The sequence below is a fragment of the Pseudomonas sp. AC247 genome (assembly GCF_979258015.1).
Genome location: NZ_OZ409829.1, coordinates 5,648,117 through 5,660,000, shown reverse-complemented (window position 1 = coordinate 5,660,000; position 11,884 = coordinate 5,648,117). Strand labels below are relative to the sequence as shown.

Genomic DNA, 11,884 nt, shown 5'->3' with positions numbered 1-11,884 from the left:
GGTAGCCTGCGAAAAGCTTCGGGGAGTCGGCAAACAGACTTTGATCCGGAGATGTCTGAATGGGGGAACCCAGCCATCATAAGATGGTTATCTTGTACTGAATACATAGGTGCAAGAGGCGAACCAGGGGAACTGAAACATCTAAGTACCCTGAGGAAAAGAAATCAACCGAGATTCCCTTAGTAGTGGCGAGCGAACGGGGACTAGCCCTTAAGTGGCTTTGAGATTAGCGGAACGCTCTGGAAAGTGCGGCCATAGTGGGTGATAGCCCTGTACGCGAAAATCTCTTAGTCATGAAATCGAGTAGGACGGAGCACGAGAAACTTTGTCTGAATATGGGGGGACCATCCTCCAAGGCTAAATACTACTGACTGACCGATAGTGAACTAGTACCGTGAGGGAAAGGCGAAAAGAACCCCGGAGAGGGGAGTGAAATAGATCCTGAAACCGTATGCGTACAAGCAGTGGGAGCAGACTTTGTTCTGTGACTGCGTACCTTTTGTATAATGGGTCAGCGACTTATTTTCAGTGGCGAGCTTAACCGAATAGGGGAGGCGTAGCGAAAGCGAGTCTTAATAGGGCGTCTAGTCGCTGGGAATAGACCCGAAACCGGGCGATCTATCCATGGGCAGGTTGAAGGTTGGGTAACACTAACTGGAGGACCGAACCGACTACCGTTGAAAAGTTAGCGGATGACCTGTGGATCGGAGTGAAAGGCTAATCAAGCTCGGAGATAGCTGGTTCTCCTCGAAAGCTATTTAGGTAGCGCCTCATGTATCACTGTAGGGGGTAGAGCACTGTTTCGGCTAGGGGGTCATCCCGACTTACCAAACCGATGCAAACTCCGAATACCTACAAGTGCCGAGCATGGGAGACACACGGCGGGTGCTAACGTCCGTCGTGAAAAGGGAAACAACCCAGACCGTCAGCTAAGGTCCCAAAGTTATGGTTAAGTGGGAAACGATGTGGGAAGGCTTAGACAGCTAGGAGGTTGGCTTAGAAGCAGCCACCCTTTAAAGAAAGCGTAATAGCTCACTAGTCGAGTCGGCCTGCGCGGAAGATGTAACGGGGCTCAAACCATACACCGAAGCTACGGGTATCATCTTCGGATGATGCGGTAGAGGAGCGTTCTGTAAGCCTGTGAAGGTGAGTTGAGAAGCTTGCTGGAGGTATCAGAAGTGCGAATGCTGACATGAGTAACGACAATGGGTGTGAAAAACACCCACGCCGAAAGACCAAGGTTTCCTGCGCAACGTTAATCGACGCAGGGTTAGTCGGTCCCTAAGGCGAGGCTGAAAAGCGTAGTCGATGGAAAACAGGTTAATATTCCTGTACTTCTGGTTATTGCGATGGAGGGACGGAGAAGGCTAGGCCAGCTTGGCGTTGGTTGTCCAAGTTTAAGGTGGTAGGCTGAGATCTTAGGTAAATCCGGGATCTTAAGGCCGAGAGCTGATGACGAGTGTTCTTTTAGAACACGAAGTGGTTGATGCCATGCTTCCAAGAAAAGCTTCTAAGCTTCAGGTAACCAGGAACCGTACCCCAAACCGACACAGGTGGTTGGGTAGAGAATACCAAGGCGCTTGAGAGAACTCGGGTGAAGGAACTAGGCAAAATGGCACCGTAACTTCGGGAGAAGGTGCGCCGGTGAGGGTGAAGGACTTGCTCCGTAAGCTCATGCCGGTCGAAGATACCAGGCCGCTGCGACTGTTTATTAAAAACACAGCACTCTGCAAACACGAAAGTGGACGTATAGGGTGTGACGCCTGCCCGGTGCCGGAAGGTTAATTGATGGGGTTAGCTAACGCGAAGCTCTTGATCGAAGCCCCGGTAAACGGCGGCCGTAACTATAACGGTCCTAAGGTAGCGAAATTCCTTGTCGGGTAAGTTCCGACCTGCACGAATGGCGTAACGATGGCGGCGCTGTCTCCACCCGAGACTCAGTGAAATTGAAATCGCTGTGAAGATGCAGTGTATCCGCGGCTAGACGGAAAGACCCCGTGAACCTTTACTATAGCTTTGCACTGGACTTTGAATTTGCTTGTGTAGGATAGGTGGGAGGCTTTGAAGCGTGGACGCCAGTCTGCGTGGAGCCAACCTTGAAATACCACCCTGGCAACTTTGAGGTTCTAACTCAGGTCCGTTATCCGGATCGAGGACAGTGTATGGTGGGTAGTTTGACTGGGGCGGTCTCCTCCTAAAGAGTAACGGAGGAGTACGAAGGTGCGCTCAGACCGGTCGGAAATCGGTCGTAGAGTATAAAGGCAAAAGCGCGCTTGACTGCGAGACAGACACGTCGAGCAGGTACGAAAGTAGGTCTTAGTGATCCGGTGGTTCTGTATGGAAGGGCCATCGCTCAACGGATAAAAGGTACTCCGGGGATAACAGGCTGATACCGCCCAAGAGTTCATATCGACGGCGGTGTTTGGCACCTCGATGTCGGCTCATCACATCCTGGGGCTGAAGCCGGTCCCAAGGGTATGGCTGTTCGCCATTTAAAGTGGTACGCGAGCTGGGTTTAGAACGTCGTGAGACAGTTCGGTCCCTATCTGCCGTGGACGTTTGAGATTTGAGAGGGGCTGCTCCTAGTACGAGAGGACCGGAGTGGACGAACCTCTGGTGTTCCGGTTGTCACGCCAGTGGCATTGCCGGGTAGCTATGTTCGGAATAGATAACCGCTGAAAGCATCTAAGCGGGAAACTAGCCTCAAGATGAGATCTCACTGGAACCTTGAGTTCCCTGAAGGGCCGTCGAAGACTACGACGTTGATAGGTTGGGTGTGTAAGCGCTGTGAGGCGTTGAGCTAACCAATACTAATTGCCCGTGAGGCTTGACCATATAACACCCAAGCAATTTGAGTCGAAAGGCCAGATTGCGGTGTGTGAAGACGAAACGAACCGAAAGTTCGATGTTCACAAACACCGAAAGCTGTCACATACCCAATTTGCTGAAGCGAGGCCATCTGGCCACGACTCAGTACCCGAATTTCTTGACGACCATAGAGCGTTGGAACCACCTGATCCCATCCCGAACTCAGCAGTGAAACGATGCATCGCCGATGGTAGTGTGGGGTTTCCCCATGTGAGAGTAGGTCATCGTCAAGATTAAATTCCGAAACCCCAATTGCGAAAGCAGTTGGGGTTTTGTTTTAGTAGAAGTATCCGTTTTTGCTGGCCTGTTACCGTGTTGACGGGCCAGATACAGAATTTCTTGACGACCATAGAGCGTTGGAACCACCTGATCCCATCCCGAACTCAGTAGTGAAACGATGCATCGCCGATGGTAGTGTGGGGTTTCCCCATGTGAGAGTAGGTCATCGTCAAGATTCAATTCCGAAACCCCTGTCTGCGTAAGCAGACAGGGATTTTGTCATTTCAGGTTCACTAAAACACACGGTCAAATGGCTTTACGAGCCTTGCTGATGCGTCGAGCCTGCCACTTGCGCCACCAGATGTAGACGCCAGTCCCTGACAATCCCGCAATTAAAATGCCTAGCAGCGCAATCATTATTTGCCCGGTGATACCTATGATCCGTCCACCGTGTATCGGTAACTGCAACCGGTAAAACTGTTCCCCCAACGTTCCCTGCCCTGCAATCTCCTGCCCTAACAATCGCCCGTCCGTACCGTGAAAGAACAACCAGGATTTGCCATGTGCCTCTGTGTCGTGCTGTCCGAATCCTGCCCCGTAGAAGTTGTACTCAAAGCTGTAATACAACTCCCCGATCGCCGCTGTCAGCCCTAGCCTTTCACCCTCCTGTAATGCCCTTTCGTACGCCTGTTGATAACTCAGTTGGGTCACCCCAACCTCACTGGCAGGTATTCGCCCTCGGGCTTCATAGACGCTCGGTTCAATGGGTGAAAACAGCGACACCACAGGTTTGAACACTTGGCTCGGCAAGTTCATCGCCACACTGCTGACAGCGATCGGCAGCAACAAAAGCCATAACCACAATCCGCCAGCCCGATGCAGATCGAAGTTAAGCCGATAGGCGTGTCCGCCCTTGACCTTCCACGCCGTCGACCACTTCTTCCAGAATGGTTTGCCGCGCGGCAAGGTCAGCCACAACGCCACAAAGCAATCGATCACCCAAGCGATTGCAACCAGGCCCATCAACAGCAATCCCCAGTTGCCTGGCAACGTCAGGTTGTAATGAAATTCCAGAATGAACGGGACAAAGTTCTCCCGCTGAAAACAGCACTCACCCCAATAACGCTGACCCTTCTGTTCAGCCGTCAGCGGATCGAGATAGAACACCTGATTGCGCTCATCGAACGGCTTGCCGGTCGCTGGGTCATTGCGCGGCACCGCCGCCAACAGCGCCGTGTGGCCAGCCTCATGCGGATACTCCATGTACCAGACCTGCATCTTCGGATGCGCAGACTGCACCGCGTCGACCAACTCGCCCGGAGGCAATCGTGAACCCTGCGCAGACGCTGAGTAGAACTGTGGATTGAGCCACTCATCCAGCTCATGATTGAACGCCAGAATGCTTCCGGTAATCCCGGCCAACAGCAAAAACACCGCCGTGGCCAAGCCGATATAGCGATGCAACAACACCAGAAACGCACGCATTAAAATTTCCCCACTGAAACGACAAAGCCAGCCCCTGACATTTCAGGGGCTGGCTTTTTTATGCACAGGACAAAGGTTTAGAACTGATAGCTGACCGTCGCCGCGACGTTGCGCTCTTCGCCCATGTAGCAGAAGTTCAGGCTGGCACAGGAAGCCACGTAGGACTCGTTGGTCAGGTTGTTTGCATTCAGCCGTACATCGACGCCCTTCAGGCCAACCTTGCCCAGGTCATACCCGATCGATGCATCGAACAGCGTGTAAGACGGCACCTTCAAGGTGTTTTCCGCATCCGCCCAGCTATAGCCGACATAACGCACACCGCCGCCCAGACGCAGGCCATCCAGCGCCGCGCTGTCGAACTTATAGTCGGCCCACAGCGACGCCATGTGCCGCGGTGCCTGAGTCGGCGAGTTACCTTTGTTCTCGATCACATCGGTCGGGGTGCTCAGCGTGCTGACCATCGACTTCGAATATTCGATGTCGGTGAAGGTGTAGCTGCCGAGCACTTTCAGGTTGTCGGTCAGTTGCATGTGCGCTTCCAGTTCCAGGCCTTGGGAGCGGACAGCACCGACAGCGCGATAGAAGTTTTCCTGCGGCAGTTTGGTCGCCAGGTTTTCCTGATCGATGCGGAACAGCGACGCGGTGAACAGGTTGTCGGTGCCCGGCGGCTGATACTTCAAGCCCATTTCCCACTGCGTGCCATCGGTAGGCGCCAATGGATTGCCGGCGCTGTCGGCATAGGAGTTCGGGTTGAACGATTCGGAATAGCTGACGTAGGGCGCCAGACCGTTATCAAACAGATACAGGGCGCCAGCGCGGCCGGTCAATTTGGTGCGACGGTCATTGATTTCGGTGCCCAGCGGACGCCCCGCTTCGGCAATGCGGTTTTCATCCGACGTCTCGACCCAGTCCTGGCGCAGACCCAGCGAGAAACGCCATTTGTCCATCTCGATCAGGTCTTGCAGGTAGACGCCGGTCTGCTCCAGGGGGCGCAGGTAACTGGTCTCGCCGTACATATCGATTGCCGAGTTGCCGTACACCGGGTTGAACGCGTTAATCGGCGCCAGACCGCCGCTGGTCCAGTCGACCACGGTTTTACGCCGCTGATAATCCGCGCCCATCAGCACCGTGTGTTTGGTCGCGCCGGTGAAAAATTCCGCCTGCAGCATGTTGTCGACGATAAACGCATGCAGACGCTCATCACCGCCGGTGTAATAGCGGTTCAGTTCGTTACTGGTCGGCGTGGTCCAGCCATAGGCGTAGACCTGGTCCATGTTCACCTTGGAATCGAGGTAGCGGAAATTCTGCCGCGCCGTGAAGACATCGTTGAAGCGATGCTCGAACTGATAACCGAACGACTGTTGATCACGTGAATAACCATCGATGCCCGGCTCGCCCTCGAAGAAGTGCGGCGAGATCCGGTTGCCATTGCGCTGATGGATCGTGCCGTCGGCCGGGACGCCGCCGTGATAACCGCCATCCGGGTCATGTTGCAGATACGCCTGCAGGGTCAGCGAGGTGTCTTCACTGAAGTCGATGCTGACGGTCGGCGCCAAGGCAAAGCGTTTTTCCTTGTTGTGGTCGAATTGCGTGTCGGACTGATCCGTTAACCCGGTCAGACGATAGGCAACGCGCTTGTCGTCATCGACCGGTCCGCTGAAGTCAAAACCGACCCCGCGCTGACCTTGCGTGCCGACCGTGGCTTGCACCTGATGGTAAGCCTCGTACAACGGTTTCTTGCTGGTCAGTGCGACGAGGCCGCCGGGCGAGCTGCGACCATACAGAACCGACGAAGGCCCCTTGAGAATGTCCACGCGCTCAAGGAAATACGGGTCGACCTGCATGGTGCTGTAAGTGCCGCTGTCGCCCATCGACTTGAGGCCATCGAGGTAGATGTTGTCCACCGAGCCATCGTTGAAACCGCGCATCGCCACATAGTCGTAGCGATGCGTGGCGCCGTAAGGATTGGTCAGCACGCCGGGGGTGTAGCGCATCGCCTGGGAGACCGTTTGCGAGCCCTGGTCGTCCATTTGCTCACGGGTGACCACGGACACACTTTGCGAAGTCTCCAGCAGCGCGGTACTGGTTTTGGCGGCGATCTGGCTGTGCGTGGCGTTGTAGCCGTCCATGCTGCCCAGCGCGTTGCCGAGGGCAAAGCCTTTGATATCGGTGGTCGGCAAGGCCAGCGCTGCGGATTCAGCGAGCGGGCGCAGGGTGTAGCTGCTGCCATCCTGGCTGACCGCTTCGAGGTCGGAACCACCGAGCAGATGACTTAGCGCCTGATCGGTCGAATACTCGCCCTGTACGCCGGGCGACTGCTGACCCTGAGTTTGTTGCGGCGTCATCGACAAGGTGATGCCCGCCTGACGCGCGAACTGATTCAGCGCCTCACCCAAAGGGCCGGCAGCGATGTTGTAACGATGGCTGACTTCACTGGCAGCGGTTGCGGCCGCCACACTCAGGTTAGGCAACACCGACACGCCCAGCGCGGTGGACAACAACGCAGCGCGAACCGCGTGGCGCAACACGGCCGATTCGGCAGTGAAATTCAGAGAGTTCTTACAGGTGGCGCGGACAGTCATTGTAGGTTTCCGTAGGAAGTCGCAAACGCTTGAATTGAAGTGCTTACTGACCAAGCCGGATTGACCGCGAAAACCCGCCAAAATATTTTCAGACCGCACGTTCCAGCGTCACCCACCAGCGTGTGCGATAGCGCAATTGCACCGGCAAGGTCTGCGGCAGAATCGCCAACAGCTTGTCGGTGTCCTCCAGTCGGAATACCCCGGAAAGACGCAGGTCCGCAGCATCCGCCGCACAATTCAGAAAGCCCTGCCGATAGCGCCCGACTTCACTGAGGAAGTCGCCCAGACGCATATTGCGGGTGACGATCAGGCCGTCGACCCAGGCGCCGACATCCATATCCAGCGCCGGCGCTGGACGCACCTGATGGTGATCGATCAGATAGCTTTGTCCGGCCAGCGCTTCAATCGATGTTCCGCCGGAATGAATGGCCACCCGGCCACTGGTGACACTGAGTTGCGTGCAATCGCTCTGTTGACGCAGGACGAACCGCGCGTCTTGTGGCGCATAAATACCGTGGCGACTTTGTACGCGCAGGGGCCGTTCAAAGGTCGCGCCTTCGTCAGCGCCGCCGCAGGTGACGACGATTTCACCGCGGGTCAGTTTGATCAGGCGCTGCTCTGCGGTGTAATCGAGATCCACTGCACTGGCGGTGTTGAGCTCGATTCGCGTGCCGTCTGGCAACTGAAAACCGCGCCGCTCGCCGGTCGCCGTGGCGTAATCGGCGCGCCACTGCTGCCAGGCAGCGGTGTCTTTCGCCAACCACGCGGCAGAGCCCATCAGCAATGCGCCGGACAACAGCTTCAAGGCCTGACGACGGCCCAGCCCCTGCGCACTGTTTTCCAATGTGTTGAACGCCACATGCGCACCGGGTACCGCGCGCAGGTTGTTGCTCAATTCGGCGTGTAATGACTGCACCCGTTGCCAGGCCAGTTCATGTTCATGATGCTCGGCACGCCACTGCTCGCACTGGCGGTTCAGCCGTGCGTTGCCATGGTTGTTACGCAGGCGCAGCAGCCAGTGAATGGCTTGCTTGACCACCTTCTGTTGCGGTTCGGCGCGCCGGCCCAATGAGAGGTTATCCACAGCCATCAGCTTTCGTACCGCAGCACGTAGCAGTGATACAGCGCGTCGGCGACATAGCGCTCGACCGAACGCAACGATACGTTCATCTGCTCGGCAATCTGTTTGTGGCTCAAACCTTCGCACTGCGCCAGCAGAAACGCCTGACGCACTTTTGGTTTCAGTCCTTCAAGCATGCGCGCGATGTGTTCCAGCAGTTCGATCACCAGTGCCCGGGATTCGGCACTCGGCGTTTCAGCCTCGGGCAAGTGAGCGATGGTTTCCAGATACGCCCGTTCGATCTCTTCACGGCGCCAGTGGTCGATGACCAGACCGCGCGCAATCGTGCGCAGAAACGCGCGGGGTGCTTTCAGCTCCAGGCGTTCGGTGCGTTGCAGCAGACGCACGAACGTGTCCTGCGCCAGATCCGCCGCATCCGCAGCGTTGCCCAGCCGCGCACGCAGCCAGGCATTGAGCCAGCCGTGATGAGTACTGTAGAGCGCCTGTACTGCAAACTCAGGTGAGGACATGAACGCGACAGCCCGAACGTCACAAATGATAATTAGTCGCATTGTCAGCAAGGGTTGGCGAATTTGCAACTGCCACTCGAACATCGCTCGGAAAAAAATCATCAGCGGACGCTCTGGCACGCCGTTCGGCGGGAATTCGGCAGAAATGCCATCCATTTCCTACATAGCCCTAAGATTTCTCCCGCGCGTGCCGACAGACTGGTGAGACATGCGTGCACCAAAGTAGAGCGGCCAGAAGAACGCTGCCTGCGCTGTACATGGAATGTTGCATCCGGAACGCATCCCCACTTTTCGCATAAGAAGTCCCATGAAATGAATCTCAAGTTCAGCCATAAAATCCTGTTGGCCGCCTCGGGCGTCGTGGTCCTGGCGTTCGCGCTATTCACCCTCTACAACGACTATCTGCAGCGAAACACCATTCGCCAGAACCTCCAATCCTCTGTGCAGCAGGCCGGCGATCTGACCGCCAGCAGCGTGCAGAACTGGATGAGCGGGCGAATTCTGGTGCTGGAAAACCTCGCGCAGAACGTTGCCCATCAGGGCAAGGACGCCGATTTCCCGGGGCTGGTCGATCAACCGGCGTTTACCTCGAACTTCCAGTTCACCTACGTCGGCCAGGCCAACGGTGTCTTCACCCAGCGCCCGGACGCGAAGATGCCGGACGGCTACGATCCGCGTCAGCGCCCTTGGTACAAGCAAGCGGTCGTCGCCGACAAAACCATGCTGACGCCGCCGTACATGGCTGCCGTCGGTGGTCTGGTGGTGACGATTGCCATGCCGGTGAAAAAGAACGGCGAGCTGCTCGGTGTGGTTGGCGGTGACTTGAGCCTGGAAACCCTGGTGAAGATCATCAATTCCGTGGACTTCGGTGGTCTCGGCCATGCGTTCCTGGTCAGCGGTGACGGCCAGGTGATCGTCAGCCCGGACAAAGATCAGGTGATGAAGAACCTGAAAGACATCTACCCGAACTCCAGCGTACGCATCGAGAAGGGCAACCAGAACGTCGTGCTCAGCGGTCAGGAACGTATTCTCTCGTTCACCCCGGTCACTGATTTGCCGAATGCCGAGTGGTACATCGGTCTGTCGATCGATCGCGACAAGGCCTACGCCGCACTCAGCCAATTCCGTACCTCGGCGCTGATCGCGATGTTCGTGGCCGTGGCCGCGATCGCATTGCTGCTGAGCCTGTTGATCAATGTGCTGATGCGTCCGCTGACCACCATGGGCCGTGCGATGCAGGACATCGCTCAGGGCGAGGGCGATCTGACCCGCCGTCTGGTGGTTGAGAGCAAGGATGAGTTTGGTGAGCTGGGCAGCGCGTTCAACCAGTTTGTTGAGCGAATTCACGCCTCGATTTCCGAAGTGTCCTCGGCCACTCGCCACGTACATGACTTGTCGCAGCGGGTAATGGCCTCGTCCAACGCTTCGATCGTCGGCTCCGACGAACAAAGTGCGCGCACCAACAGCGTCGCTGCGGCGATCAACGAGTTGGGCGCTGCCACGCAGGAAATCGCCCGTAACGCCGCCGATGCTTCGCAGCACGCCAGCGGCGCGAGCGAGCAGGCTGACGATGGTCGTCAGGTGGTGGAACAAACCATTCTGGCGATGACCGAGTTGTCGCAGAAAATCAGCCTGTCGTGCACGCAAATCGAAACACTGAATGCGAGTACCGACAACATTGGCCACATCCTCGATGTGATCAAGGGCATCTCGCAACAGACCAACCTGCTGGCGCTCAACGCGGCGATCGAAGCGGCGCGTGCCGGTGAAGCCGGGCGTGGTTTTGCCGTGGTCGCGGACGAGGTGCGCAACCTCGCCCACCGTACTCAGGAATCGGCGGAAGAGATCCACAAGATGATCACTTCCCTGCAAGTCGGTTCGCGTGAAGCGGTGAGCACCATGAACGCCAGTCAGGCGTCGAGCGAGCAGAGCGTGGAAGTGGCCAATCAGGCCGGTCTGCGTCTGGTCAGCGTGACTCAGCGCATTGGCGAAATCGACGGCATGAACCAGTCGGTAGCCGCCGCGACGGAAGAGCAGACCGCCGTGGTCGAGACCCTCAACGTCGACGTCAACCAGATCAACCTGTTGAACCAGCAGAGCGTCGCCAACCTCAACGAGACGTTGAAGGATTGTGATGCATTGTCGCAACAGGCCAATCGCCTGAAGCAATTGGTTGATAGCTTCAAGATCTGAGTGAAGGTCGGTTAGATCGCGTTATCGTTCATCGCGAGCAGGCTCACTCCTACACATTAATCGGGTTTCCGGTAGGAGTGAGTCGCGATCTTAGTCTGCGGCTTTGCGGGTTTGTCCGGCAGGGCTGGCCAGGAAACGCGTGATCACTTCGACACCCCGGTTGAGGTGTTGCACCAGCAACGTCACCGAACCCTCGACATCCCCATCACTCGCCGCTTGCAGCAGGGCGCGGTGGTCATCCTGAGAAATCTTGCCCAGGCCCATGGCTTCGAGATTGAAGCGCAGGAACCGCTCCTCTTCATTAAGGCCGTCTTCGACCAGGCGCAGCAGGCGCTTGTTCGGTGCCTTGCTGTACAGGGCCATGTGGAACAAGCGATTGAGCCGACCGATTTCGCTGTAGTCCTGCTGGTTTTCCAGTTCATCGATCAGGTCGGCGGCGCGTTCGAGATCAGCCGCCACCAGCAGCGGAATCGACTGACGCAACGCTGCGGATTCCAGCAGGATCCGCAGCTCATAGGTTTGCGCGGCATCGCCTTGAATCAGCGCGGCTACCACCGCGCCTTTGTGCGCAGTGACATTCAGCAGCGCTTGCGCTTCGAGCTGGCGCAAGGCCTCGCGCACCGGCATACGGCTGACACCGAACAGGTCGGCCAGATCTTGTTGGCGCAGGGCCGTGCCGCACGGCAGGCGACCGTCGAGGATCGCCGCGCGCAAGGTTTCTTCTATGATCGAGCGGGCCAAATGCACGGGAATGGGCCCGTCGACTTTGATGCTGTGCAGCGGTTTGGGCTTCTGTGTCACGACTACGCACCCTGTCTTTCGACTGAATTGGATCCAAATGACACTAGTGATTGCTCTACAGGTTGTCAAACCGTGCAGAGGAATACCGTATTCCACAAGTTTAGCGCGGCGTCGATGATCTCAGGGTGCCATTGTTTTTTACCCGG

General features: G+C 56.8%; 6 protein-coding genes, 3 rRNA genes and 1 pseudogene (1 of these 10 only partly in view). 5 read left to right on the top strand and 5 right to left on the bottom strand.

All coding sequences use genetic code 11. The features are described 5' to 3' along the window. The 3 genes from ACZZ0B_RS25590 to rrf (ACZZ0B_RS25580) all read left to right on the top strand — a co-directional run. Positions 1-2,835, top strand: a 23S ribosomal RNA gene (locus ACZZ0B_RS25590) (it extends 59 nt beyond the left edge of the window). Between the two features lie 150 nt (positions 2,836-2,985). Next, positions 2,986-3,101 (top strand): 5S ribosomal RNA (gene rrf, locus ACZZ0B_RS25585). Positions 3,102-3,206: 105 nt separating this feature from the next. Then, positions 3,207-3,322 (top strand): 5S ribosomal RNA (rrf, locus tag ACZZ0B_RS25580). A gap of 71 nt (positions 3,323-3,393) precedes the next feature. On the opposite strand, the gene ACZZ0B_RS25575 is transcribed toward rrf (ACZZ0B_RS25580), so the two are convergent. The 4 genes from ACZZ0B_RS25575 to ACZZ0B_RS25560 all read right to left on the bottom strand — a co-directional run bounded on the left by ACZZ0B_RS25575 (position 3,394) and on the right by ACZZ0B_RS25560 (position 8,744). Then, positions 3,394-4,572, bottom strand: a complete 1,179-nt coding sequence (locus ACZZ0B_RS25575) for a PepSY-associated TM helix domain-containing protein (protein ID WP_463546516.1) — start codon at positions 4,570-4,572, stop codon at positions 3,394-3,396. A gap of 77 nt (positions 4,573-4,649) precedes the next feature. After that, the gene (locus tag ACZZ0B_RS25570; protein ID WP_463546515.1) at positions 4,650-7,154 is read right to left on the bottom strand and encodes a TonB-dependent siderophore receptor; all 2,505 of its coding nucleotides are present in this window, start codon (positions 7,152-7,154) and stop codon (positions 4,650-4,652) included. An 88-nt stretch (positions 7,155-7,242) separates the two neighbouring features. Beyond that, the gene (locus ACZZ0B_RS25565; protein WP_463546514.1) at positions 7,243-8,244 is read right to left on the bottom strand and encodes a FecR domain-containing protein; all 1,002 of its coding nucleotides are present in this window, start codon (positions 8,242-8,244) and stop codon (positions 7,243-7,245) included. Next, positions 8,244-8,744, bottom strand: a complete 501-nt coding sequence (locus ACZZ0B_RS25560) for a sigma-70 family RNA polymerase sigma factor (protein ID WP_463546513.1) — start codon at positions 8,742-8,744, stop codon at positions 8,244-8,246. The genes ACZZ0B_RS25565 and ACZZ0B_RS25560 overlap by 1 nt, the downstream gene beginning before the upstream one ends. 312 nt (positions 8,745-9,056) lie before the next feature. On the opposite strand from ACZZ0B_RS25560, the pseudogene ACZZ0B_RS25555 reads away from it, so the two are divergent. After that, a pseudogene (locus ACZZ0B_RS25555) lies at positions 9,057-10,082 on the top strand (HAMP domain-containing protein); the annotation flags it as partial. 69 nt (positions 10,083-10,151) lie between these two features. Next, the gene (locus ACZZ0B_RS25550) at positions 10,152-10,937 is read left to right on the top strand and encodes a methyl-accepting chemotaxis protein (RefSeq protein ID WP_371857642.1); all 786 of its coding nucleotides are present in this window, start codon (positions 10,152-10,154) and stop codon (positions 10,935-10,937) included. Positions 10,938-11,027: 90 nt separating this feature from the next. Here ACZZ0B_RS25550 and ACZZ0B_RS25545 read toward each other — a convergent pair whose 3' ends face one another. Continuing rightward, complete coding sequence (locus tag ACZZ0B_RS25545; RefSeq protein WP_463546512.1) at positions 11,028-11,738, bottom strand: GntR family transcriptional regulator; 711 nt, start codon at positions 11,736-11,738, stop codon at positions 11,028-11,030. Positions 11,739-11,884: the final 146 nt, after the last annotated feature.